Origin of the sequence: Helicobacter kayseriensis (genome assembly GCF_021300655.1) — a bacterium.
Lineage (GTDB): Bacteria > Campylobacterota > Campylobacteria > Campylobacterales > Helicobacteraceae > Helicobacter_G > Helicobacter_G kayseriensis.
In genome coordinates this window covers 261,498-286,093 of record NZ_JAJTNB010000001.1, presented here as the reverse complement: position 1 = coordinate 286,093, position 24,596 = coordinate 261,498, and the positions used below count along the sequence as shown (strand labels likewise).

At 37.6% G+C, this 24,596-nt stretch carries 24 protein-coding genes and 1 tRNA gene; 14 read left to right on the top strand and 11 right to left on the bottom strand.

All coding sequences use genetic code 11. The annotated features are described in order from the left end of the window. Positions 1 to 19: 19 nt before the first annotated feature. From modB to LW137_RS01380, 8 genes are all read left to right on the top strand, one after another. A complete protein-coding gene (gene modB / locus LW137_RS01415; RefSeq protein ID WP_233032761.1) occupies positions 20 to 670 on the top strand; it encodes a molybdate ABC transporter permease subunit in 651 nt (216 codons plus the stop codon). Continuing rightward, positions 667 to 1,518 (top strand): ABC transporter ATP-binding protein, encoded by an 852-nt coding sequence (locus tag LW137_RS01410; protein WP_233032644.1) that lies wholly within the window; start codon positions 667 to 669, stop codon positions 1,516 to 1,518. Before modB ends, LW137_RS01410 begins: the two co-directional genes overlap by 4 nt. A gap of 507 nt (positions 1,519 to 2,025) precedes the next feature. Next, the gene (rpsB, locus tag LW137_RS01405) at positions 2,026 to 2,808 is read left to right on the top strand and encodes a 30S ribosomal protein S2 (RefSeq protein WP_233032643.1); all 783 of its coding nucleotides are present in this window, start codon (positions 2,026 to 2,028) and stop codon (positions 2,806 to 2,808) included. Continuing rightward, complete coding sequence (gene tsf, locus LW137_RS01400) at positions 2,808 to 3,869, top strand: translation elongation factor Ts (RefSeq protein WP_233032642.1); 1,062 nt, start codon at positions 2,808 to 2,810, stop codon at positions 3,867 to 3,869. The genes rpsB and tsf overlap by 1 nt, the downstream gene beginning before the upstream one ends. Further along, the gene (locus LW137_RS01395) at positions 3,869 to 4,513 is read left to right on the top strand and encodes an ABC transporter ATP-binding protein (RefSeq protein ID WP_233032641.1); all 645 of its coding nucleotides are present in this window, start codon (positions 3,869 to 3,871) and stop codon (positions 4,511 to 4,513) included. Before tsf ends, LW137_RS01395 begins: the two co-directional genes overlap by 1 nt. A 14-nt stretch (positions 4,514 to 4,527) precedes the next feature. Next, the gene (gene hemL / locus LW137_RS01390) at positions 4,528 to 5,817 is read left to right on the top strand and encodes a glutamate-1-semialdehyde 2,1-aminomutase (RefSeq protein WP_233032640.1); all 1,290 of its coding nucleotides are present in this window, start codon (positions 4,528 to 4,530) and stop codon (positions 5,815 to 5,817) included. Next, complete coding sequence (locus LW137_RS01385; RefSeq protein ID WP_233032639.1) at positions 5,810 to 6,112, top strand: AtpZ/AtpI family protein; 303 nt, start codon at positions 5,810 to 5,812, stop codon at positions 6,110 to 6,112. The genes hemL and LW137_RS01385 overlap by 8 nt, the downstream gene beginning before the upstream one ends. Beyond that, positions 6,060 to 6,485, top strand: a complete 426-nt coding sequence (locus tag LW137_RS01380) for a hypothetical protein (protein WP_233032638.1) — start codon at positions 6,060 to 6,062, stop codon at positions 6,483 to 6,485. Before LW137_RS01385 ends, LW137_RS01380 begins: the two co-directional genes overlap by 53 nt. Before the next feature lie 15 nt (positions 6,486 to 6,500). Here the strand turns inward: LW137_RS01380 and LW137_RS01375 are convergent, their stop codons facing one another. Together LW137_RS01375 and LW137_RS01370 are read right to left on the bottom strand one after the other, a co-directional pair. Continuing rightward, a complete protein-coding gene (locus LW137_RS01375) occupies positions 6,501 to 7,142 on the bottom strand; it encodes a DUF305 domain-containing protein (RefSeq protein WP_233032637.1) in 642 nt (213 codons plus the stop codon). Positions 7,143 to 7,412: 270 nt separating this feature from the next. Next, positions 7,413 to 7,500 (bottom strand) — tRNA-Ser (locus tag LW137_RS01370). Between the two features lie 87 nt (positions 7,501 to 7,587). On the opposite strand from LW137_RS01370, the gene LW137_RS01365 reads away from it, so the two are divergent. The 3 genes from LW137_RS01365 (at position 7,588) to LW137_RS01355 (ending at position 11,456) form a co-directional block, all read left to right on the top strand. Next, on the top strand, positions 7,588 to 8,577 hold the full coding sequence (locus LW137_RS01365) for an adenosine deaminase (RefSeq protein WP_233032636.1): 990 nt from the start codon (positions 7,588 to 7,590) through the stop codon (positions 8,575 to 8,577). Positions 8,578 to 8,839: 262 nt separating this feature from the next. After that, a complete protein-coding gene (locus LW137_RS01360) occupies positions 8,840 to 10,081 on the top strand; it encodes an aromatic amino acid transport family protein (RefSeq protein WP_233032635.1) in 1,242 nt (413 codons plus the stop codon). A 10-nt stretch (positions 10,082 to 10,091) separates the two neighbouring features. Beyond that, complete coding sequence (locus LW137_RS01355; protein WP_233032634.1) at positions 10,092 to 11,456, top strand: L-serine ammonia-lyase; 1,365 nt, start codon at positions 10,092 to 10,094, stop codon at positions 11,454 to 11,456. Between the two features lie 184 nt (positions 11,457 to 11,640). Here the strand turns inward: LW137_RS01355 and LW137_RS01350 are convergent, their stop codons facing one another. Continuing rightward, positions 11,641 to 14,325: an autotransporter outer membrane beta-barrel domain-containing protein gene (locus tag LW137_RS01350; RefSeq protein WP_233032633.1), complete on the bottom strand. Its 2,685-nt coding sequence runs from the start codon at positions 14,323 to 14,325 to the stop codon at positions 11,641 to 11,643. A 123-nt stretch (positions 14,326 to 14,448) separates the two neighbouring features. Here LW137_RS01350 and LW137_RS01345 point away from each other — a divergent pair, with 123 nt between their 5' ends. Then, on the top strand, positions 14,449 to 14,892 hold the full coding sequence (locus LW137_RS01345; protein ID WP_233032632.1) for a copper resistance protein CopD: 444 nt from the start codon (positions 14,449 to 14,451) through the stop codon (positions 14,890 to 14,892). A 38-nt stretch (positions 14,893 to 14,930) separates the two neighbouring features. Here the strand turns inward: LW137_RS01345 and carA are convergent, their stop codons facing one another. From carA to LW137_RS01325, 4 genes are all read right to left on the bottom strand, one after another. After that, positions 14,931 to 16,049: a glutamine-hydrolyzing carbamoyl-phosphate synthase small subunit gene (gene carA, locus LW137_RS01340; RefSeq protein WP_233032631.1), complete on the bottom strand. Its 1,119-nt coding sequence runs from the start codon at positions 16,047 to 16,049 to the stop codon at positions 14,931 to 14,933. After that, a complete protein-coding gene (locus tag LW137_RS01335; RefSeq protein ID WP_233032630.1) occupies positions 16,046 to 16,597 on the bottom strand; it encodes a DUF507 family protein in 552 nt (183 codons plus the stop codon). Before LW137_RS01335 ends, carA begins: the two co-directional genes overlap by 4 nt. A gap of 70 nt (positions 16,598 to 16,667) precedes the next feature. Continuing rightward, positions 16,668 to 18,695, bottom strand: a complete 2,028-nt coding sequence (locus LW137_RS01330) for a penicillin-binding protein 1A (RefSeq protein ID WP_233032629.1) — start codon at positions 18,693 to 18,695, stop codon at positions 16,668 to 16,670. Positions 18,696 to 18,709: 14 nt separating this feature from the next. Further along, positions 18,710 to 19,804, bottom strand: a complete 1,095-nt coding sequence (locus LW137_RS01325) for an aminotransferase class I/II-fold pyridoxal phosphate-dependent enzyme (protein ID WP_233032628.1) — start codon at positions 19,802 to 19,804, stop codon at positions 18,710 to 18,712. 95 nt (positions 19,805 to 19,899) lie between these two features. Between LW137_RS01325 and fur the strand changes: the two genes are divergently transcribed. Then, positions 19,900 to 20,346 carry a ferric iron uptake transcriptional regulator gene (gene fur, locus LW137_RS01320; protein WP_233032627.1) on the top strand — a complete coding sequence of 149 codons (447 nt, stop codon included), beginning with the start codon at positions 19,900 to 19,902 and terminating at the stop codon, positions 20,344 to 20,346. Here fur and pseI read toward each other — a convergent pair. The 4 genes from pseI to flgH form a co-directional block, all read right to left on the bottom strand. Further along, positions 20,327 to 21,343: a pseudaminic acid synthase gene (gene pseI, locus LW137_RS01315; RefSeq protein ID WP_233032626.1), complete on the bottom strand. Its 1,017-nt coding sequence runs from the start codon at positions 21,341 to 21,343 to the stop codon at positions 20,327 to 20,329. The two genes, fur and pseI, sit on opposite strands and share 20 nt — an antisense overlap. 98 nt (positions 21,344 to 21,441) lie before the next feature. Continuing rightward, positions 21,442 to 22,707 carry a GNAT family N-acetyltransferase gene (locus LW137_RS01310; RefSeq protein WP_233032625.1) on the bottom strand — a complete coding sequence of 422 codons (1,266 nt, stop codon included), beginning with the start codon at positions 22,705 to 22,707 and terminating at the stop codon, positions 21,442 to 21,444. Next, on the bottom strand, positions 22,697 to 23,395 hold the full coding sequence (gene pseF / locus LW137_RS01305) for a pseudaminic acid cytidylyltransferase (protein ID WP_233032624.1): 699 nt from the start codon (positions 23,393 to 23,395) through the stop codon (positions 22,697 to 22,699). Before pseF ends, LW137_RS01310 begins: the two co-directional genes overlap by 11 nt. Further along, positions 23,383 to 24,072 carry a flagellar basal body L-ring protein FlgH gene (gene flgH, locus LW137_RS01300; protein WP_233032760.1) on the bottom strand — a complete coding sequence of 230 codons (690 nt, stop codon included), beginning with the start codon at positions 24,070 to 24,072 and terminating at the stop codon, positions 23,383 to 23,385. Before flgH ends, pseF begins: the two co-directional genes overlap by 13 nt. 77 nt (positions 24,073 to 24,149) lie before the next feature. On the opposite strand from flgH, the gene LW137_RS01295 reads away from it, so the two are divergent. Then, positions 24,150 to 24,593 (top strand): GatB/YqeY domain-containing protein, encoded by a 444-nt coding sequence (locus LW137_RS01295; protein WP_233032623.1) that lies wholly within the window; start codon positions 24,150 to 24,152, stop codon positions 24,591 to 24,593. The last annotated feature ends 3 nt before the right edge of the window (positions 24,594 to 24,596 follow it).

Below are 24,596 nucleotides of genomic sequence, written 5' to 3'. Positions count from 1 at the left end.
GGGAGTGTTTCTTGAAACAATGCTTTTAACTTTTAAGCTTGCTCTTTTGACAACATGCATTTTGCTTCCTATTGGAATCTTTTTGGGGTTTTTTCTTTATTGTTCTCAAAAAACTTGGAAAATTTTCATAGAAGTGCTGATTTGGCTACCCTTAGTTCTTCCTCCCACAGTTTTGGGGTTTTACTTATTGATGCTTTTTTCTCCCAATGGAGGGATTGGAAGTTTTTTGCTTCAAAATTTTAATCTGAAATTAGTCTTTAGCTTTGAGGGGGTATTGATCGCAAGTGTAATTTTTGGCCTACCCTTTATGGTCAATCCGATCAAAAGTGGCTTGCAATCTCTTCCAGATCAGCTTAAAGAAGCAAGTTTTGTGCTTGGAATGGGGAGGATTGAGACGCTCTTTAAGGTCCTTCTTCCAAATATTAAGCCCTCTTTATTGCTTGCTTGTATGGGGAGCTTTGTCCATGCGATTGGAGAATTTGGTGTTGTGATGATGATAGGAGGCAATATTCAAGGGCAGACGCGATTGGCAAGTATCGCACTTTATGATGAAGTAGAGGCACTGAATTATTCTTTGGCGCATCAATATGCTTTGAGTTTGTTTCTTGTTTGTTTTGGGATTTTGTTTTTGATTTTGTGGATCAATAAAAAATATTTGGGGGAGAGATGATTACATTTGATTTTGGAAAAAAACTCAAAGGGGCTCAAGGGGAGTTTGAGCTTCATTTTAAAGGAGAGATTTCAAATCAAGAGTGTATTGGAATCTTTGGAGCAAGTGGGGCGGGGAAAAGCACTATTTTGCGCATTTTTGCTGGACTTGAGAAACCTGATTGGGGGGAGCTATGTGTCGATGGAGAAAAGTGGAATGCTTTTAATGTATTTCTTCCTCCACAAAAACGCGAGGTGGGGGTTGTTTTTCAAAATTATGCACTTTTTCCTCACCTAAATGTTGGAGAAAATGTAGGGTTTGGAAAGGGGGTAAAAAAAGAAGAAGTGAGAAAGCTTTTAGAAATGATGGAGCTTGATCAAATCGCTCAGCATCCAATCCATAAACTTTCTGGTGGTCAAGCTCAGCGTGTGGCAATCGCAAGAGCCCTAGCGCGCCAGCCAAAGATTCTGCTTCTTGATGAGCCATTGAGCGCGTTGGATTATAAAATCAAAAATAAATTGATTGATGAGTTGAATTCTTTGCAAAAAGAGCTAGGGTTTGTGATGATTTTGGTGAGTCATCAAATTTCTGAAATTTATCGTCTTAGCAATCGAATCTTTGAACTTGATGCAGGGAATATCGTAGGGATCAAAACACCTAAGGAAAATTTTGAGGGTGCAAATGTCGCTTTGAATGTTGAGGTTTTGAGTATTGAGTTTTTGGGGATTTGTGCTCAGATTAAGGTTCTGCTCAATCAAAGGGTGTTTAGCTTTGTTTGTCATCCTAAGGAATTAGAGGGGATTTGTATAGGGGATCATATTGAGATTATGTTGAAGTCCTTCTCTCCCCTCATTATTGGCAAGGTGTAAGGTAATAGGATTTTGTTTTCATTTTGCAAGACAAGTCTATATATGTTTGTTTATTTAAGTTTGCGATGAGAGTATATTACGGATACATTTCAAAATCTAAGTTAAGAGTTGCTTTGATTTTATTAATAAGGTTTTTCTTATTAGTTTCTTTATTTAATTAATGATTATTAAGTAAAGATATGAAAAATTTGGATATGAATAATTTTATTGATTTTATTTTTTTGTTTTTTGGTCCAAGAAGATTATTTTTTAAACTCGGTTTGTCGATTAAGATATTGGTTTAATATCGATTGGCTTTGATTTTAAAATAAAACCTAAGCTATCCACAGAGATCCTTGTTTTTAGGGAAAACTTTGGATAAAATCCACGCTTCCTTATTTTGTTTGATTTGCCAACAACAAATCAAAGCAATACACACACGCTAATTCTTCAAAAGGTTGTCTTGGTTATTTGCTAAGACTAATGAGCGTGGAGGAAAAACCAAAATACATTTTAAGGAGAAGCCTTATGGTTACAATGAAAGATTTATTGGAGTGCGGTGTACATTTTGGTCACCAAACAAGACGATGGAATCCAAAGATGAAGCGTTTTATCTTTGGTGTGAGAAAAAATATTCACATCATTGACTTGCAAAAGACAATTCGATATTTCCGCTATACATACAATATCGTTCGTGATGCAGCAGCTGAGGGGAAAACGATTATGTTTGTTGGGACAAAAAAACAAGCAAGTGAGACACTCAAGGAATATGCAGAAAGCGTTGGTGTTCCTTATGTTAATTATCGCTGGCTTGGAGGAATGCTTACAAACTTTAGTACCATCAAGCGTTCTGTAAGAAAGCTTGAAGTGATTGAAGAGATGGAAGCAAGCGGTCAAATCGATCTTTTGACAAAAAAAGAAAAATTGATGCTTACAAGAAAAAAAGAAAAGCTCAATAAATATCTTGGTGGTGTGCGTCATATGAAAAAAGCCCCTGATATGATTTTTGTGATTGATGCAGTGAAAGAAAAGATTGCTGTTGCTGAAGCTAGACGTCTTGGGATTCCTGTTGTTGCTCCTATTGATACAAACTGCGATCCAGATTTGATTGACTATCCAATCCCAGGAAATGATGATGCGATCCGTTCGATTCAATTGTTCTGCAAAGAAATGGCAGAGGCGATCACTGAAGGACGTGCAATGAATGGACAAGAAGGAGAGATCCAAGAGGTAGCTCCAGCAAGTGAAGAAGAAAAACAAGAAGTGATTGATGAAGTCACTGCTGAACTTGAAAAGCAAGGAGAAGAGTAATGGAAATCAGTGCTCAACTTGTTAAACAGCTTCGAGAGATGACAGATGCGGGGATGATGGATTGCAAAAAAGCCCTTGTTGAGGTTGGTGGAGATATTGAAAAGGCTGTAGAGTTTTTAAGAGAAAAGGGATTGAGTAAGGCTGCAAAAAAAGCTGATCGCGTTGCTGCAGAGGGAGCAATTTCTGTAAAAGTTGCAAGTGATTTCAAAAATGCTGTTATGTTGGAAATCAATAGCGAAACAGACTTTGTGGCAAAAAATGATGGCTTTGTGTCTCTTGTAGAAAAAAGTACAGAGTTAGTGCAATCTCACAAAATTCAAAGTGTAGAAGAGCTCAATACTGCTAGTGTAGATGGTGAAACTTTTGATGCTTATCTCAAAGGACAAATTGCTAAGATTGGTGAAAATATTGTTGTAAGACGCGTTGCAAATGTCACAGTAGATGGAAATAATATCGTCAATGGTTATGTGCATTCTAATGGGCGAGTGGGCGTGATCATTGCAATGAGTTTTAAAAATCAGAGCAATTCTCAAAAAATTGTAGAGCTTGCAAGAAATTTGTGTATGCATGCAGCAGCAATGAAGCCTCAATATTTGAGCTATAAACAAATTGATGCAGATTTTATTGCTAAAGAAAAAGTTGCCCTGATTGCTGAACTTGAAAAAGAAAATGAAGAATTAAAAAGACTAGGAAAACCTCTTCATAAGATTCCAACTTATGTGAGCCAAAGTGAGCTTACTTCAGAAGTTCTAGCTCAAGCAGAAGAAAATCTCAAGGCTGATTTGAAAGCTCAAGGGAAGCCTGAGGCAATTTGGGATAAGATCCTTCCAGGACAAATGGAGCGTTTTATTGCCGATAATACTTTGATTGACCAAAGAATGACGCTTTTGGGTCAGTTTTATGTGATGGATGATAAAAAAACAATCGCTCAAGTTTTAGAATCAATGAGTAAAGAGCTTGGTGATGAAATCCAAATCACAGAATATATTCGTTTTGAATTAGGCGAGGGGATTGAAAAAGAAGTTGTAGATTTTGCTCAGGAAGTTATGGCGCAACTCTAATGCAACTTCTTAAAGCCACAGGACTTGCTCACTCTTTTGATTATCCTTTATATGAGGAGGTGAGTTTGGAATGTGGGATGGGGGAATCTATCGCAATTTTGGGGGTGAGTGGGAGTGGAAAATCAACCATTCTCAATCATCTCTCTACACTTCTTCCTCCTCAAAAAGGTCAAGTTGACTTGGTGGGAAAGCAAGATATTTATTCTTTAGAATCTGATGAATTGCTTGCATTACGCCGCTTGAAAGTCGGAATTATTTTTCAAGCTCATTATCTCTTTAGGGGATTTAGTGCGAAGGAAAATTTATTGATCGCATCTTTTTTGGCAAATCAACCAATAGATGAGGGTTTATTGGAGCAATTAGGGATTGCTCATACGCTCAAACAATCAGTTGGCGAGTTGAGTGGAGGACAACAACAAAGACTTTCTATTGCTAGAATTTTGTGTAAAAAACCTCAAATGATTTTTGCTGATGAACCTACAGGAAATTTGGATCGAGAAACAGCAAATCAAGTTATGAAGATTATTTTAGATTTTTTACAAGAATATCGTGCTGGATTGGTGCTTGCAACTCATGATGAAAAAATCGCTTCTCTTTGCACTAAAATTTTTCTTTTGGAAAATCAAAGGCTTAGATTAATCTAAAACAAGGAGAGAGGATGGATATTTTGCACAGTGTGAATGATTTTAATGAAGCAAAACAAGTGATTGTAGGTGGAGTAAATTCCCCTGTAAGGGCGTTTGGAAATGTAGGAGGGACGCCAAGATTTATCGCAAGAGGAGAGGGGAGCTATCTATATGATGTAGATGGGAATCGGTATCTTGATTTTGTCCAAAGCTGGGGGCCTTTGATTTTTGGACATGTTGATCCTCAAATCAAGCAAGCGAGCATTGAAGCTATTTGCAATGGAATGAGTTTTGGTGCACCTACAGAGCTTGAAACAACCTTGGCTAAAGAAATTATTGCACTTTATGATGGGGTGGAAAAGATTAGATTGGTTAGCAGTGGAACAGAAGCGACAATGAGTGCTATTCGCTTAGCTAGAGCCTATAGTGGAAAGGATGATATTATTAAATTTGATGGATGTTATCACGGACATAGTGATAGCTTGCTTGTTAGTGCGGGAAGTGGATGCGCAACCTTTGGAAGTCCTAGCTCACCTGGAGTGCCTGAAGATTTTTCTAAGCACACTCTTGTTGCTCGCTACAATGATATCTCTTCGCTTAGAAGTTGTTTTGAGAGTGGGAGCGTGGGGTGTGTGATCATTGAACCTATTGCGGGAAATATGGGACTTGTTCCTGCGGATATTGGTTTTATTAAAGCTTTAAGAGAGATGTGTGATGAATTTGGGGCAGTTTTGATTTTTGATGAAGTAATGAGTGGCTTTCGAGCCTCTCTAAGGGGAGCACAAAGCTATTATGATGTGATTCCAGATATGGTAACTTTTGGAAAGGTGATTGGTGGAGGAATGCCATTGGCCGCCTTTGGTGGGAAAGATGAGATTATGAAACTTTTATCTCCTGTTGGGAGTGTGTATCAAGCAGGCACTTTGAGCGGGAATCCTGTAGCTGTCAGTGCGGGCTTGATGTCAGTTTGTAAACTCAAGCAAGATCAAGATCTTTATAAGAGGTTAGAAAACCTTGCTTTGATGTTGATGAATGGCTTTAGGTTGGAAGCCCAAAAATACGGAATCGCAATGCAAACTTGCGTCCGAGGAAGTATGTTTGGTTACTTTTTTAGTCCAATTGAGGTGAAAAACTTTGATGATGCCAAAGCGAGCGATACGAAAATATTTGCAAAATTTCACCAAAAAATGCTTGCCAAAGGTGTATATCTTGCTCCTTCTGCTTTTGAGGCGGGCTTTGTTTGTGCGACAATGAATGAAGAGGAGATTGAGTGGGCGATTGCAAAATGTGGAGAGGCATTGGAGGAAATTGTTTATGAGTGAAGAAAATAAAAATCAAAATCCAGTCACGCAAGAACCCAAATATGGAAAGGTTGTTTCAGCTATCGATGGCCTTTCCTTGGGGCTTTCTATGGTACTTGCTGTGCTAATAGGTGTGGGAATTGGAATAGGACTTAAAAAACTAACGGGTTGGGGTTGGATTTTGTGGCTTGGTGTTTTTTGGGGAGTATGTGCGGCTTGTTATAATGTATATCTTGCCTACAAAAAACAACAAAAAGCAATGGATGAACTTCAAAAAGATCCAAAATACAGAGAATATGAAAAAAGCGATTCTTAGCTTGACTATTGTTGGGGGAATTTTGGCATTTTGGCTTCGTGGGTTGGCTGGGGGGATAAGCTATGGAGCTGGTTTGGTTAGTTTTGTTGGTGTTTTTCTAGGCTTGTATGTTGCGATGAAGGACAAAGTGATTCGCTCCCAAATGACAGAAAGTGCTCAAGAGGTAGAGGAGGCGCATCAAGAAATGACTTTTGTGCAGAAATTTTCGATGGGCTTGGGGATTTCTTTTTCATTTTTAAGAATCCTAAGTTATATCGGGCTAATTGCTCTTTTGATTGTTTTGCTTGAGTGGAAGATTCTTGATATTTATACTTATTTTATAGGGATTTTTTTGGGGCTTTTTGTTGTTGTCTTGTTGATGATACGGCATTAATCCCCCCCCCCACTTTTATTGTTTGAGGAGGGTTTTAAATTCTTGGATTTCTTTTTCTTGGGCGGAGATAATCTCTTTTGCAAATCGAATGACTTCTTGATTTTGGGTGTGTTCTAGCACTTGTTTTGAAGCATCAATTGCACCCTGATGATGAGCAATCATTGCAAGCATATAATCTTTTTCAATATTTTCAGAAGGGTGGGCTTGATGCATTGCCTGCATCATTTTGTGCATATCCGCTTTGGCTTGTAGGGCAAATTTCTGATAATTTTGGCTTTCTTTGCGGTCAATCTTTTTGAGAAGCTCTTGGAATTGTTCAATTTCTTGCTTTTGGCTTGAAATAATTTCTTTGGCGATTTTAATCAATTGTGGATTTTGTGCATACTTTAAGAACGCTTCAGAAGAAAGAATAGCTCCTTGATGATGGGGAATCATATTGCTTAAAAAATCCACTTCAATGTTTTTACTTTCAATCCATGGAGAACACATCATTGGAGCGTGCATTAAAGAATTGACTTCTTCGCTTGGAGTTTTGGCTTGTTTTTGTATTGCTTGGAAATCACAATTTGCATTTTGTGAATGATGGTTTGTGTGAGGGGTTGCATTTAGAAAAGTTGCAAGAGTTACTGAGGTAAATATAAAAGGTTTGATTTGCATTTTTTCTCCTTAAATAAAAATAAAGTCGGAAGTCTATGATTTGGAAATAAATAAACTTCAAATCAAAAAAGTGATTGATTGCATATTGATTGAATGGTTTTGAGATGATTTAAGTTTGCATTTTTTGAAAGCATAGATTGGAAAAATATTGATATTGAGATGAATTTGGCAGACAATGAGAGCAGGAACAAAGAATTTGATTGAATTTAAAAATCATCGTTGAAGAAATATTTTTGAATCAATGATATTTGCAGATAGGGAAAAAAGATCTGGCAGACAGGAAGGGATTCGAACCCTCGAAGGCTTGCACCTTACACGCGTTCCAGGCGTGCTCCTTCAACCACTCGGACACCTGTCTAAAAAGCTTAAAATTCTAGCATAAGCTTAAGGGTCTTCTACCAATTCTTTGTATAATCCAAAAATTTTTATCTATTGAGGTTGTAAGATGAAACAGTTTATTGAGACTCTTCCAAAAATTGAGCTTCATTTGCATATTGAAGGAACACTTGAGCCTGAAATGATGCTTCATTTAAGTCAGAAAAATCAGATTCCAATTCCTTACCAAAATCTCGAGGAAATCAAAAGAGCATATCGTTTTCAAAATCTTCAATCTTTCCTTGATGTATATTATGCAGGTGCCTCTGTGCTTTGTGAACAAGAAGATTTTTTTGATTTGACTTGGGCTTATATGCTTCAATGCAAGGAAAATCATGTCATACATTCAGAAATCTTTTTTGACCCTCAGACACATATCATGCGAGGTATTCCAATCTCTAGGGTTGTTGGGGGAATAACTCAAGCTTTAAAAAAGGCAAAAGAAGAATTAGGAATCTCTAGTGTTTTGATTGCGTGTATTTTGAGGCATTTGACGCAAGAGGAGGGAATCAAGGCTTTAGAAGAGCTTATTCCTTACAAAAAAGACATTGTTGCTATTGGACTTGATAGCTCAGAGATAGGAAATCCTCCAAGTAAATTTAGGGAACTTTTTGCGCGTGCAAAGGAGGAGGGATTTTTACTTGTCGCACATGCTGGAGAAGAGGCTGATTATACATATATTCAAGAGGCCCTTGAGTTGGGCGCATCTCGCATTGATCATGGAGTTCAGTGTGATAAGAGTGAAGAGCTTGTAGAGTTTTTAAAAATACATCGCATACCTTTGACAATGTGTCCATTATCTAATTATGCACTAAAAGTAACTCCAGACCTTACAAAACATAATCTTTTGGAACTTTTGAGAAAGGGGCTTTGTGTGACGATTAACTCAGATGATCCTGCATACTTTGGAGGATATATGAATACAAATTTTGAAGCAGTCTATGAGGCTTTGCACCCAACCAAAGAGGAAATGAGGCAGTTTAGTCTCAATGCATTAGAAGCAAGTTTTTTATCATACGAAGAAAAAGAAGAGCTCAAAAGAAAGTTTTTTGAAGCTTAAAAAATGCTTTTAAATTTTTAGAATAACACTTTATTAATCTTAAATAAAACTTAAATAAAGTGATTTTAAACTTTTATTGATATATAACCTAGGATAGTTTGCGTATTTTCTCGATATAAGCTTTTATTTTTATTCTTTTTGGGTAAAAAATTAAATTGAACTGATTTAAGAAATATTAAAAAATTCTCTTTCTCTAGGTTTTTGTATTAGAATCAACTTTTATGTGCTTTGGTAACATAAAATGCCCATAAAAGGAGTTTTTATGCAAAAAAAATTAAGTTGGACAACTTTTGACACACGTTGGATGCTGTCTTTGTTTGGAACTGCTGTGGGAGCAGGAATTTTGTTTTTGCCAATTCGTGCAGGGACTGGAGGGTTTTGGCCTATTGTTTTGATGGCTTTGCTTGTTTTTCCAATGACTTGGCTTAGCCATAGGGGTCTTAGTCGTTTTGTTTGCGCCTCAACTGCTGCAGATAAAGATATCACACATGCGGCAGAAGAACATTTTGGTCGCGGAACAAGTTTGCTGATTACAATTTTGTATTTTTTTGCTATTTATCCTATTTGCCTTGCTTATGGTGTGGGCATTACAAATACTTTTGATAGTTTTTTTGTCAATCAGTTGGGGATGGAGCCTTTTAATCGTTTAGTTTTGGCAGTTGTTTTGGTGAGTGCGATGATGTTTGTGATGACCTTAAGTGAGGAGCTAATCACAAAGGCTTGTAATGCGTTGGTATATCCACTTTGCCTTGTTCTTCTTGCTTTTTCTGTTTATTTGATTCCAAGTTGGAAATTTGAGTTGCTTTCAGAGGTTCCAAGTGCAAAAGATTTCCTAAGTGTTGTATGGCTGACTCTGCCGGTGCTTGTTTTTTCTTTTAATCATTCTCCAGCAATCTCAACATTTTCTGTTGCAATGAGAAGAGAATATGGAGATTTGGCACCTTATAAGGCTTCTCAAGTCTTATTTAGAACTTCAGGAATGTTGCTCTTTTTTGTTATGTTTTTTGTTGTGAGTTGTATTTTGTGTCTAGATTCTCAAGATTTTCAGGCTGCAAGAGAAGCAAATATCCCAATTCTTTCATATTTTGCCAATAAGTTAGACAATCCAATTATTTCTTATGGCGCTCCCTTGGTTGCATTTTTGGCAATTTTGAGTTCATTTTTTGGACATTATTTTGGAGCAAGAGAGGGGTTAAATGGAATTATTCGTAAGGCTATTAAAATAGGTGGAAATGAAAATCCTAACCTTAAAGCAATCAATATTTTTACAACTTGCTTTATGTATGTTACGATGATTGTTGTTGCTTATCTCAATCCAAGTATTTTGGGATTTATTGAAGATTTAGGTGGTCCAATTATTGCAACGATTCTGTTTTTGATGCCTGTTTATGCTATTTATCGTGTCAAAGCAATGGAGAAATGGAAAAATCCTGCTCTTGATGCATTTGTATTGATCACGGGGCTTTTGGCAATCTCTAGCATCGTTGCTAAATTTTTTCTTTAAAGAGTGAAGAATGGGGAGCAATTTAAGTATTTTTAAAATCGGAGTAGGGCCATCTAGTTCTCATACTGTTGGCCCTATGCTTGCAGGAAATCTATTTTGTGAATTGATCCATCCTCAGCTTGAAGTGATTGAGCGTGTTAAGATTGAGTTATATGGGTCTTTATCATTGACGGGCAAGGGGCATTTGACAGATTTGGCTTGCATTCTTGGTCTAAATGGAATAAAAGCTCAGGAACTCACACCTTCGCTAAAAGAGGAAGTGTTAAATTTTGCGATGCAGGAGCATAAAATCAAACTTGCCTCATCTAAAGAGATCTCATTTTTTTATGAGGAAGATGTTGTTTTTTATAAAGACTTCCTTCCCCTTCATGAAAATGGAATGCGTTTGAGTGCTTATAGCAAAGATGGAAAGCTTATTTGTCAGCAAGTATATTATTCAATTGGCGGAGGCTTTATTGCCACAGAAGAGGAGCTTCAGGCTCCAGCCAAAAAAGAAAATGTTTCAACACTTCAAATTGATTTTTCAAGTGCAAAAGATTTGTTAGAGCTTTGTGAAAAGTATCAAAAGAGTGTGGCAGAGATTTCTATGGAATTTGAAAAGCAATTTCATACCCAAGAGGATATTGAGGCTTATTGTCTTGAAATATGGAAGGCAATGCAGGAATCTTATCGCAATGGTTGTGAGCCTACATCTAGTGTTTTACCTGGATCTTTGAAGTTAAAGCGTCGTGCACCAGAATTATTTAAAAAGCATACAAGCACAACTTCTGATCCTCTTGCATTAGTGGATAGTGTTTCTCTGTATGCTATTGCAATTGCTGAGGAGAATGGTGCGGGTGGGAAGGTCGTCACTGCACCAACAAATGGTGCTTGTGCGGTTGTCCCTGCGGTTTTGCTCTATTTGGAAGAACAGCTTAAAGAACGCTTTAATTCCAAAGTTGTTATTGATTTTTTATTGACAGCTATGGCAATTGGATCACTTTATAAAAAGAATGCCTCCATTAGTGGTGCAGAGGCTGGATGTCAAGCTGAGATTGGATCTGCAAGTTCAATGGCTGCTGGAGCGATGGCAATGATTATGGGAGCAACTCCAGCTCAAGTATGTTCTGCTGCAGAGATTGCGATGGAGCATCATTTGGGACTCACTTGCGATCCTGTTGCTGGACTTGTTCAGATTCCTTGTATTGAGCGCAATGCATTTGGAGCAATTAAAGCAATTAGTGCAGCAAGAATGGCAATGAGCAGGGAGAGTGATCCAAAGGTTGGATTAGATGAAGTGATTCTCACCATGTATCAGACTGGAAAAGATATGGATCTTAAATATAAAGAAACCTCTCTTGGAGGACTTGCAAAAACTTTTGGAAGTGTTTGTTGATGCGGGAATGTTTTTAGAATCAAAACAGAAAATCCAATTAGTGCGGTGTTTGGGGGTCAATCTATCTTGAGATAGAGAATAACCAAAAGCCTTTTGGATTTTATTGATGGGGGTGCTTATCAAGATGCTTCAAAAAACTTTTTTTTGCTCTCAATCATCTTTGAGTTTATGATCAAGTTGAGTTTTAATGCCTAAAACGATCTCCATAGATAATAAGTGGCGAGACTGGTTGGGAAATTGGGAGCTTGCTTTGTCGCTTAGCTAGAGGGATTCGCATCCCTGCATTGAGATTGAAAACAGGAGCAATGCGTCCTAGAAAGATAGAGCTTGTTTCAAAATAAAAGCGTATGCCTGAGGATAATAAAATATTCCCCCCAATGCCTAATTTGAGATTGAAAATATCATCTTGTTGAAACATTGCTTGGTTTGTGGGTGTTTGGAGATAGAGAGGATTTCCAGCATTGAAAGTGTATTGAGCTCCAAGGGTGAGAAATAAATCGCCCATAAATCGTTCTTGATTAAATCGTCTTCCAAAATCAAAAGAAAGGCCTGTTTGAACGGGGATAGCGTATTTGTAATGGATATTGATTGGAAAAGAATCTGAGTGTTGAATTTTGAGTGCTTGATTTCCAAGAATTGTGCCTACAATGAGATTGAGTTGAGGTTTGAGATAATAAAAGCTGTGATCGAAGTCTGGCGTTGGAATAGGAAGGCGAAATTTATATCCTAGCTCAAATGAACCTAAGAATGCTTGAGAAGAAAATTGGATGGATGAAGTATAAAAATCTTCTGCATTTAGCGCATAGCTATGATTGGCTAAAGCATACTTGAATAAGATATCTGTATAGATTCCATTATCAAATAGCGTGCTGCCATAAATTGAGATTCCATAGGCGATGCTATCTCCCCTAAAACGATGATTGAGCGAGAGGTCTTGTAAGGGGGTGATATTGAAAGATGCACCAAGGAAGCTCTTCCCGCCATTATGATAGATTCCATAATCTGCGCCTAGGGTGATATCTGTATACATACTCAGAGAATTTTCTGCAAGAACGGTTTCTTTGGCGTGTAGAAGTGAATAGTTTGCTTTGAAATAGGGGCCAACAATGTTATTAAAATTTCTTAGATCACCAAGTCGTTGATGGAGCGTTGTGGTTTGGGAAAGAAAGGTTTTATAAGGAATGGAAAAAATAGCATTAAGAGTTTTTGTCGCTCTTGAGGGGGTGGGCTCTGTGATTTTTCCAATCACCCATTCAAAACCTGTGGTATTGCCTTGATCATCTTTGATTTCTTCTCTTTCTAGTGGGGTTGTGTAGTCATAGATTCCAATTGATGCTGAAGAGCCTATAAAATCTCCTTGAAGATTGGGAGTAAGCTGTTTGGCGACAACAATTCTATGTCCGCTAAGATCCTCTTTTAGAAGATTCTCATCTAGGTTTTGAGAATCCCAATAGATTTGGATGAAATGTTTTCCTTCAAGATTTTGAGTAATGATTTGATCTGTGGCGATTGTATTGCCTTGATTGTCTTTGCTCCAAAGTCCTGTATTGAGGATTCCATAGAGTTTGAAAATCCCTCCATCTCCAGAGATGAGTTTGGAAGTAAGGGTAATGCGATTGTTTTCATTGATGCGTTGAAGATTGCGAGGAGTATGTTCAAAGTCTGAGAAACGTAGATCTATATTGCCACCATGACCTGATGGAGTAAGTGGGGGATAAGGTGGTAGGGGGTCTGGCTTTGGCTGATCGGGAAAGATTGGGCCTCTTTGATCTGGTAGAAGAACATTAAAAAAGATTTCATCAGCAAAGGCGCTGTTATTGGTAATCCAAGTCCCTTGATTGTGAAGGGCAATTCGCACATTATCTTTGTCTCCTCTACCTTGTGAATTTTGAGAATAGGCTAGATTGGCATAAAGAGAAGCATTTGAGATATCTAGATCAAGTAATGCATATTGTGTGCGATCAAAAGTCGCATGAAGAAAGGACTTAGATCGGTTATTGAGTAAGAGGGTGAAGCGCTGTGGAGCAGGGTTGGTGCTTTGCAGAAAGGTGAGGTTAAATTTTGTTTGTGCTTGATTTGAAACTCTCATAATATTTTGAGAGAAATAAATGGGAGAATCTCCAATGTCAAAATGTCCCTCAAAGATTGAATTGGGTGTGAGAAAGTTGAGTTGCAGTCTTTGTCCTGCTGAAATAATATCTCCATAAATTTGGACATCAAAATTTTTTTGATAAGTATTGACTGTGGTGGATACTCCATAATGCTCAATCACAACTTTGCGGTTTCCTGTAATTTTTGGATCTGTAAAAGTGCCTTCTTGTTCTCTTAGATCAACAAAGAATCTTCCATCAAACTCAAGAGTTCCTTGAGTGCCAGAGTAAAAAATTGAACGCACCTTTCCTTTTGGTGCAATGGAAAGTGTGACATTTTGATCAACTGTGAGTGTGCCTTTTTCAAGATTGAATAAGCGATTGATGGGGATGGGCGCTTCAGGAGTGATCGCGATATCTAAAGAACAAGCCCCTTCATTTTGCTGTGAGTTTTTGCAAATAAAAGCATTAAGAACTGCTGGTAAATCAGGCTTTCTCCAATAAATAGGCGTATATCCCTCTTTTGAGGCTTCTCTTATGGTGAGATTGATTTTTAGGTTGGCATCTTTTGAGGTCAAATCCCCATCAAAATATTGTTCATTGACCATTGGGCTTGAGGATGTAATAAGATTTAGAGTGCTATGCTCTTCAAGTTGTATGTCTCCAACCTGTGCTCCACCTGGCTTTGTTGTTTGCGTAATCCCTAAGCTACTCCATGAATTTCCCTCAAGACAAAAAAGAGCTTGCACAGCAAAAGAAAGTAAAGATATATACCTCAATCTCATCCTTAAAAAGTTCTCATTGGAAGTGTATCACTTTGTAGTCTTTGATTGTAGGTTTTTAAAATCTTAAATCATTTTGAAGTGTATGATTGATTTTATTTTTTGATTAAGGAGTAAGAATTGGAAGTTATTTATCCTTTTGCTTTGGTGGTTCATTTATTTTGTGCAATTTTGTTTGTGGGGTATTTGCTTGTAGAAGCAATTTTCTTGACCCCTTTGTTTAGGCAGATTCCCTCTCAGTGGAGTCAGAGGATCAAGGAAATCTTAGGAAGAATTGAGACAAGAGTGATGCCCCCAAGCTTTTTGGTTTTGATTTTGAGTGGCGGTATGATGGTTTCTCAATATTTGGGTGGGGAAAATGGATATTTTCAGAATCTAGGGCAAATTTTATTGGGGATTAAGATGATTTTGGCATTTTGTATTTTGTGTCTAGTTGTGTTCTCTTTATCGATGTTTTTTATTTTTAAAAAACCCAATCCCTTAAGACGCTATATGCACCCGATTGTTTTATGTCTTGCTTTGGTGATTATCTTGCTTGCAAAATTAATGTTTTGGGTTGGATAAAGAGGTGAGGGAGGGGGATCCCTTATAAAAGAAAGTTTTTAGAGCATTTGAGCAAACCGCTGAAATAATTCTGTGCTATCTTTGGGTCCTGGGCTTGCTTCTGGATGATATTGGACTGAAAAAATGGGAGAATCTTTATATCGCACTCCTTCAATTGTTCCATCAAAAAGATTGCGATGTGTGACTTCTGCAACTTGTAAAATTTCTTCAGTGACAGAATAGTTATGATTTTGAGCTGTGATCTCGACTTTTCCATTGATGAGATTTTTTACAGGATGATTTCCTCCATGGTGTCCAAATTTTAGCTTTTGAGTGGGGAAGCCGTGAGCAATTGAGAGAAGTTGATGTCCTAAACAGATTCCAAAAATGGGGATTTTTGCTTGAATGAGTTTTTGTATCTCTTTGACTTCGTTTTTCAAAATCATTGGATCACCAGGTCCATTAGAAAGAAAAACTCCATGAATCTTTTGATCTTGAAAGAGAGTAATAATCTCTTGTGCATCAAATGAGTGAGGCTTAACAATGACATTCAGTCCCGCTTGAGCAAGCTCATTGAGAATATTATCCTTAGCTCCAAAGTCAATCGCAACCACTGTTTTGTTTGTGCATGGAGTTTGAAAATCCATTTGTGAGAAGCAGAAAGTTCCTTTAGTGTGGATTTGTTCTTTTTGTATTGATACTTGTTGAATGTAATTGATTTCTTCGATCCTTAAAGATTCTTGGAGTTTTGCTTGAAGGGATTTGGGATCTGAAATTTCTGTTGAGACAATAGCCATCATTGAACCCTCATCTCGAATCATTGATGTGATGCCTCTTGTGTCAAGATTGCAGATCCCCATAATTTTGTGTTGCTTTAGAAAATTTGAGAGATTTTCTTGAGCGCGGAAATTGGAAGGAAAATTTTGGTATTGACGCACAAAAATTCCCTTGCAGTGAGGGAGTTCTCGTTCATTGTCTTTTGAATTTGTTCCAACAATTCCAATTTCTGGCATTGTGAAAGTAACAAATTGTCCAGCATAGCTTGGATCAGTGATAATTTCTTGATATCCACTCATTGAAGTATTAAAAACAACTTCCCCAATCTCTGTCCCATCAGCGCCAAAACTTTGTGCCTCTAGCAAAAATCCATTTTCAAAATAAATATAGGCTTTTTTCATAGATAACCTTTTTTCTTCAATTCTTCTTCATAAAGTTTGTTGAAAATCAACTCATATTCATCACTTCCTGCAACAAGTTTGCGTTTATAGTTTTTGAGTTTTTCAAGAACGACTTCTTCTGTTTCATCATAGAGTTTGACATATGAATCAATTGCTTTAAAAATCAGATTTTTGATGGCATTATCAGATAGAGAATAAGAAATCAATTTGCTTTCTGTGAGTGCATTGAGGATTTGATGTGCTAAATTGCTATAGCGATCGTCCCAATTGAGAGGAAAATCATTGTCTTGAGCAACTTGTTTTTTGATCATCCAAAACAACTGACGCTCATCTGCTCTCATAAATTCGATTTCTTCCAGATTTTCTTCAAGCAATATGCGCACTTTTTCATCTAGGGCGATCTCTGTTTTGATATCAGCTTCTAATGTATCAAAAATCGTTTTTTGCAAGCGTTCAATCGAAGCTTTTTCTTCAATGAAAGTGGAATTAAAAAGATCAAAAGCGATTTTGTTTGCTACATAGGGAGCATGTTGTAATTTTATTTTCATTGATCAACCTTTTTTAGGGAGTATTCTAACTTTTTTTTACCTCAAACTCAATAACCCCCTTTTTGATTTTTTAAAAAATAGGTTTTTGTTGAATGGATTCAAGTTTATTTGAGTTGGAGGGGTTGGATATTTTTGTGTAATAAAAAATCTCCCCACCAATACTTTTTTTATAAACACCTTTTGGAATATCAAAATCTCTTTTGAGGCCAGGTTCAAGTTTAAGGAGATTTTTGAAAAAGTAGGCAAAGGCTGGAGGTCCAACAATTCCGCCAGATTCATATTTTCCAATTGGAGAATTGTCATCTCGCCCATACCAAACAATCACTTGAATATCAGGAGAGAATCCGCAAAACCATGCATCAACATTTTCATTGGTTGTACCTGTTTTCCCTGCCAGATCGATCCCTTTTACTTTTGCTCTTTTTCCTGTTCCTTTTGCAACTGCCTCTTCAAGAATGTTGGAAACAAGAAAAGATTGTTCTTTGGATGTGATGTATTCTTCTTGTGTTGTGAAAGTTGTAATTTTCCCAAAGCGATCTTGAACAGAATCAATAAGATAAGGTGTAATCATCGTGCCCTGATTGGAAAAAATCGAGTATTCTTTTGCTGCATCAAGTGGGCTTAGACTCAAGCTCCCAAGCACGATTGACATATCTTTGGGAATATGGTTGAAGCCTAGTTTTTCTATATTGTCATAAATTCTTTCAAACCCAATTGATTCAACTAGATTGATTGTGGCTAGATTGAGGGAATTTGTAAGAGCACTTTTGAGTGTGACAACTCCATTAAAGCTTCTTGAATAGTTTCTTGGTCTCCAATACTCGCCCTCACTGACTTCTTCTGTGATTTGAATATCTTGTTCGTTTTGTTTTTTAGATTGTTGGTCAAAGGTTTTATTGAAACTTCGAGCGATATCTGGGACTTGACTTGCTGGAGAGTATCCATTATCAAATGCAACTTGATAGATAAAGGGTTTGATTGCACTGCCAAATTGACGCTTGGCTTGTGTTGCACGATTGAAAGCGCTCTTATTGTGATCTATTCCGCCTATGAGTGCCAAGATTTTCCCTGTGCGATTTTCTGTAACAACCATTGCACCATTGAGTGTTGTATCTTGCACCTCTTCTTTGGGTGTATTTTTTTCTGTTTTGCGTTTTCTAGATTGAATGCGATCAATGATTCTTTCATATCCTACAACCAATGCATCTTGAGCAATGCGCTGATAGTCTAAATCGATGTTTAATTTGATTGAATATCCACCTCCTTTAAGATTGGGAAGATAAGAAAGCTGTCTGAGTGCCTCATCAATTACATAGGGCGCTTTATTTTGTGTGAGGCTTTGAGAATAGACTTCGGGTACTTCAGCAATACTTGCAAGATATTCTCTCTCAGAAATCCAACCTAGTGTTTTCATTCTCTCAAGAATATTGTTTGCACGAGAGAGGGAAAATTCAAGGTTGCGTGTCGGATCATAGAAGCTTGGGGCACGAGGAAGACCTACAATCATCGCAATTTCTTTGAGCGTCAATTCTTGCAAGGGTTTTTTGAAGTAACCTTGTGCTGCTGCTTTTACTCCATAATATCCATGTCCAAAGAATGTTTCATTTAGATAGCGTTCTAGAATCTGCTCTTTGGTTAGAGCGCGTTCGACTTGGAATGATAGGATTGCTTCTTTGAGCTTACGTGTTAGTGTTTTGTCCCGATTGAGTGCGATATTTTTAACAAGTTGTTGAGTAAGGGTGCTTCCTCCTTCTAAATATTTTCCTGCAAGAACATTTTTGATCATTGCTCTTGAGATTGCATCAAAATTGATTCCACCGTGTTCAAAAAAAAGAGTATCTTCCACTGCAAGGAGGGCTTCAATCATTCTGGGAGGGATTTCATCAAAGTTTGCATAAAATCGCAATTCTTTGTCAAACACATTTGCAACCAATCGCCCCTTGTGATCAAAAAATTGTGTTGCAAGTTCAGGTTGATAATGGATGATTTTTTCTAAGCTTTCTTGCAGTTGAAAATATAATCTAACAAGAAGGGCAGAGAAGATAAGGGTAGCCACGATCAGACACATTAAAAGAGGTTTTTTGATTTTTGCAAACATTGTAGATATCCAGATTAAAGCATTTTTTGGAGTATTTTACATAATTTTTGAGTTTGCATTAATGGGTTTTTTAAATTAAGGCTAATGCGTAATCTTGGCGTTTTTGAGGTGGGTTTTCTAATGGATCCAACAAGGAAATCGTTGCATTTGAGTTCTTCTGCGATTTGAATCATTCTTGCTTGATTTGTAAAAGGGAAGATTGCAATTTGGGATTCTAAAGGGATGGGAAAGAGAGAAGAAAGTGCCTGTCTTTGTTCTTTGAGTTTGGAATGAAGCGTATGAGTGTGGGCTTGAATAAATAAAAGATTTTCGTGTGCTAAGGCAATATCAAAAAGACTTGGAGCCGTTGTATAAATCGAACTTTTGGCTTTGGAAAATAAAAAATCAATAATGCTTTTTTGTCCCAAAACATAGGCTCCATAGCTTCCATAAGCTTTGCTTAGAGTCCCCATTTTGATGTAGTTGGGCAAAATAGGGAGTTGATAGTGATCAAAATAGCCTTTGAGATTTTTTCCAATCACTCCTCCGCTGTGAGCCTCATCGACGATTAAGAGTGCGTTATATTCTTGAGCAATATGAGCAAAATCAACTTTTGCAATATCCCCATCCATGGAATAAACTCCTTCAATGGCAATCAGAATCCTCCCCTTTGTTTGATAGGCTTTGATTTTTTGAAGCAAATCAGATGGGTTGTTGTGAGCAAAGAAGATCGCTTGCTTTCCTAATAGTTTGGCTGGATATTGTCCACTTGCATGATATAGCTCATCAATAAAAATTAAATCATTTTTGCGCACTAGAGTGTCAAAGAGTGCAAGGTTGGCTAGAAAACCGCTGCCAAAAAGTGTGCAGGATTGAAACCCAAAAAACTCAATCAAAAAATCCTCAAAATTTTTATGAATCCAATCATATCCATTGATGGCCATTGAAGATGTTGGAGCGTGGCGAGGGGAGTTTTGTAATCTAATGAATGCGCGATGGAGAAGCTCTTTTTGATGTGCTAGACCTAGATAATCATTGGATGCATAATCCAAAAGATGAGGAGGATGAATCACCTTCTCTCTTAAAAGCTGAGATTTTTTTAAAACCGTTAATTCTTTAGAATATGGCATTATCTCCCTTTTGTGTTGGTATTGCGTTATTTCTCATTATAGTGAGTTATTTGATAAAATCAATCCTTTGTTTTATTTTGTGGAAAGGAGAGGACGTGGAAAGACTTGAGACGCTTGAGGCAATTCTTGAGAGATTGAGAAAAAGCATTAAAGAAAGTAGAATGAAAAATTCCAAACAGCGAGAAGAGGTTTTGGCAGTTTTGTATAAAAGTGGAACCCATCTTAGTCCTGAAGAAATTGCCCAGCAAATTAAGCTTACAGACAAAAGCGCTTCCCTTTCCTCAGTTTATCGTCTTTTATCATTTTTGGAGCAAGAGGGGTTTATCACTGTGCTGAAAACCAATCATGGGGGAAAGCGTTATGAAATAGCATCAAAGCTCCATCATGACCATATTATTTGCCTTGAGTGTGGTGAGATTATCGAATTTGTTGATGAGGAAATTGAGCGACTTCAGCTTGAAGTTGCCCAAAAAATAGGAGCAAAACTCATTAGCCATGATATGCGATTGTTTGTCAAATGTGTTAAGTGTTTGGCAAAGTAAAATCTTCCAATTGGAGAGGATCTCCAAAATCCAAATCCCTTGTTGCTTGTTTTCCAATTACGCTTTGGAGATATTGTGGGTGGATTCCAATATTGGGCCGTTTGATTGTTAGATGATCGGGTGTAAAGATCTCTCCTTTGTAGATTGGCTTTTGAACAAAAATACTGCGAGAAAAGATCCGCTTAGAATCAGTAGGAGAGTTTTGATAATGTGCATCACCCAAAGATTCCCAAGCAAGATGCACTTGTTTAATCATTTCTTTAAATTCGTGTGTATCGAGGCTAAAGGCACTATCTGCTCCACCAAGAAAGCGATCAAGAATAAAATGTTTTTCAATCACACTTGCCCCTAGGCTTGTTGCGATCACAGGAAGCAAAAAGCCAGCACTATGATCAGAAAGTCCAAATTTCACTCCCCATTTTTTTGCAAAATTTGGCATAGCCAAAAGATTTGCATCTTGAAATTTTGCAGGGTAGGCTGATGTGCATTTAAGTAGTGTGATATCGTTATTTCCTGCTTGTTTGCATACATCTATAGCTTGAGTGATTTCCTCATCTGTGGCAATTCCGCTTGAGAGGATGATTGGTTTTTTTGTGCGTGCTACTTGGGAAATGAGATCTAGATCTGTCATTTCAAAGCTTGCGATTTTATACATTGGACATTGAAGTGATTCTAAAAGTTGAAGAGCTTTTGAGCTAAAGGGGGAGCTAAAAATGGTGATTCTAAGATTGCGAGCATATTGAAATAACTCTTCATGCCATTCAAATGGGGTATGAGCTTGCATATAAAGATCATGAAGATAAAGGCCATCCCAAAGCCCGCCTTTGATTTTGAAATGTTCTTTGTGAGATTTAAGAGTGAGGCAATCAGGAGTATAGGTCTGTATTTTGACCGCATGAGCACCTATTTCTTTGGCTTTTTTGATATGTGCTTTGGCAAGTTCTAGATCTTGGTTGTGGTTGGCGCTAAGCTCAGCAACGATCATTGGGGCATTCATTTTAAACTCCAGATGTTTGGATTGAAAATAGTAAGAAAATTATCCGCATTTTGTCTCTTTTTTACAAGATTTAAGCAATAAAGGGGCAAATTTTGCACTCAAGGATTTTTAATCTCTTTTTGCATTGTGAAATGATTTTGATTTTCTTGAGTGATTTGAAAATGATGCTTTTGATAAAAATTGATTGCTTTTTGATTGGATTTGAGAACCTGCAGTGTGAGGGTATTGATCTCGAGTTTTTGCGCGATTTTGGTTAAAAAAAACAGAATCTGATTTCCAAAACCTTTTGCTTTTTTGTCTCTGTAGAGACTTAGGGTTGCTTGAGCTGTAGAGGTTAGGCAGAGTGATCCTACTCCTGCGATATGCCTTCCTCTAAAAAAAGCAAAATACATGTCACTAGGCTGAAGAGAATCAATAAAACGCAGATGCTCTTTGAGCGAGATGAGATGAGGATAGAAGCTTGCTTCCCTGATTTCTTGTTGGTTTCTGAGTTTTAAGACTTGTTTTTTTTCAAACCTTGTTAGCAAAGTGAAGGGCTTGATATTGTGTGGAAGTTGGAGCGAGCGATAAAGCAATGTTTGTGCGAGTTTGGGGAGCTTTGCCCCAAAAGAGATGTGGAGAGGTTGGGTGGTTTTGAGTATTTGGCCAAGCTTTGAGGAGAGGTGAGAGAAGGGATTAAAGAGGACGGGAATCTTGTTTTTGTAGGCATTGAGCTGAGGCTTTTGGTTGGGGGCGATGCATATGGCGATGATTTTTTTGTTGCGAGCGATGGCTTCATTGAGGCTTCCTCCACCCGCTGTGATGATGTATTCACTGCGATCAATGAGCGCACAAATTTCTTTGGAAGAAAGGTTGGCATATGTGGCTTTTGGAAAATATGGATTGATGATAATGGGATCAAAAAAAGAGGGGAGGGAATCTAAAATGGATTGAATAAGAGAGGATTGATCACTTCCTCCTGGAGTAATAAGGATTTGATTGGGGGTTTGTTGAGTAGAAAGAGAAGTTTGAAAAATAGGATTTAAAATCACATAGTCTTTGCCAGAGTATTTGCTTGATGATAAGAGGGTGGGGCTCAAGATAAGGGCCTTTTTGGGATAATGAATGCGATGAAAATCATCTAAGCAAAGCATCGCTTTAGAGAGCTTGGATAATTGGTAATAGAACTTTGATTCCATTAAATAGCTATCAATGATGACTAAATCATAAGCTTGGGTTGGAATCTGAGAGGGGAGATGATGAAAGGTAATGTGAAAATGGAGCATTGGAAAGGTTTGCTGAAAGATTTGGATGAGATTTTCGCATCGTTTTAGATGGCCTAGTCCATATTGCTTCCCCCATTCGCAAAACACATCAATTTTCATACAATAACTTGTATTTGAGTTTGGCAAGCTCAAAATCTTGGAGAGTATCAATATCTTGAACTTGCAGATTTGAGAGGATGAGAGGGTGGCTTTTGGGAGAAAAGATGGGAATCTTGTGCCTAAAAGTATCAGTAAGTCCAAAATAAAATTGTCCAGCATCATGATAGAGTGAAGGCAAATCTTGAGAGCGTGTGTTTTGATATTGAGGGTAGAGCATTTGTAATGTTTGGTTTTCAAAGCCAAAGCTTCTAAAAGGTGTAAAAGAAAATTCTGTTGCTGAAAAAACATAGGAGGGGGATTGGTCGCATAAAATCTGATAGGCTTGATGTAGTGTTTGAGGAGATAAAAGCGGAGCAGTAGGATAGAGACAGCATAATGGCACAGAATCTCCAAGATCACAGCGTTCAATCGCATCAAGCACGACTTCCAAAGTTGGCGTAAAATCATCACTTAATGATGCATCTCTCAAAAAGGGGACTTCCGCTCCATATTCTTGGGCAATAGAGGCGATAGTCGGGCAATCTGTTGATGCGATAATGCGAGAAAAAAGATTGGATTTGCGTGCGGTGAGAATGCTATAAGCAATGAGAGGCTTGCCTAGGAAGTCTTTGATATTTTTGTGTGGGATGCGCTTGCTCCCCCCTCTTGCTGGGATAAGCGCAATCGCTTGGGGATCTAGAAGGGCCATTGATCTTCAATCGCTTCTGTGGTGGGTTTTTGTCGTGTTGTATTGCTTATAGCTCCTATGCTTTTGTATTCAATCTTTGCATCTGCAATGAATTTGGATTGGATCGTGTTTTCGCGTGAAATATCATAAGGGCGAATCACTCCACTTAATCGCATCACTTGCTTTTCTCCATCTACAAGGATTTCTTTGTTGCCATAGATGAAATAATTTCCATTTTCAAGGACTTTAACAATCCTTGCAGTGATCGTCATTTTTGTGGCTTGAGAGCGGTTTTGATTCCCTCCGCCTTGGAAGTTTGAGGTGTTATTACTTTTTTGGAGTGAAAAATTTGCTTGATTGTTGAGATAGTCTGTAGCTTCTTTTTGGGATGCATCATCTCCATTATAGGTGATAGTAGGTGGAGTGACATTTCCTCCTGAGCTTCCATTGTAGGTTTTGTTTGTATTAAAAGAAGATTCTGAGCTTTCATCGATGATGATTGTGATGAGATCATCAGGTTTCATCGCTCGACGATCGGCAAAAAGAGGACGATCTCCTTGTCCAAAAAGACTGCCTGCTTTATTAAATTCTGGAATAAATTCTTTTTCGGGCATATTTTCTACATAATCTGGGGGATTGAAATCAATTTGTGGATCCACTGCCTTAAGAAGACTAAAAAACAATAGGCTAAAATACATTTTTTTCACTACGCAATCCTTTACTTTATGAGTGAATTTTGTTGTGAAAAAGCAAAAACAATTCCAAAGGGGAACAAATGAGTCAGATTAAAACAAAGATGATGCAAGATTTGAAAGAATCGATGAAGAGTGGAGATACTTTTAGGCGTGATACATTGAGAATGCTCAATGCTTCTTTTAAACAGGTTGAGGTTGATGAACGCATAGAGCTTGATGATGCAAGAGTGGTGCAGATCCTAAAAACTGCACTCAAGCAGAGAGAAGACGCATTGCAATCTTATCTTCAAGCTCAAAGAGAGGATTTGATCCAAAAAGAAAGGGGGGAAATTGATATAATCCTTGCTTATCTTCCAAGGCAACTTAGTGATGAAGAGCTAGAAAAGAAAGTGCAAGAACTTATCCAACAGACTTGCGCTGAGGGACTAAAGGACCTTGGAAAAGTGATGAGTGCAAGCAAAGCCTTATCTGATGTAGCAAGTGGAAAAAGAATCAGTGAAATGGCAAAGAAACTTCTAAAATAAGGA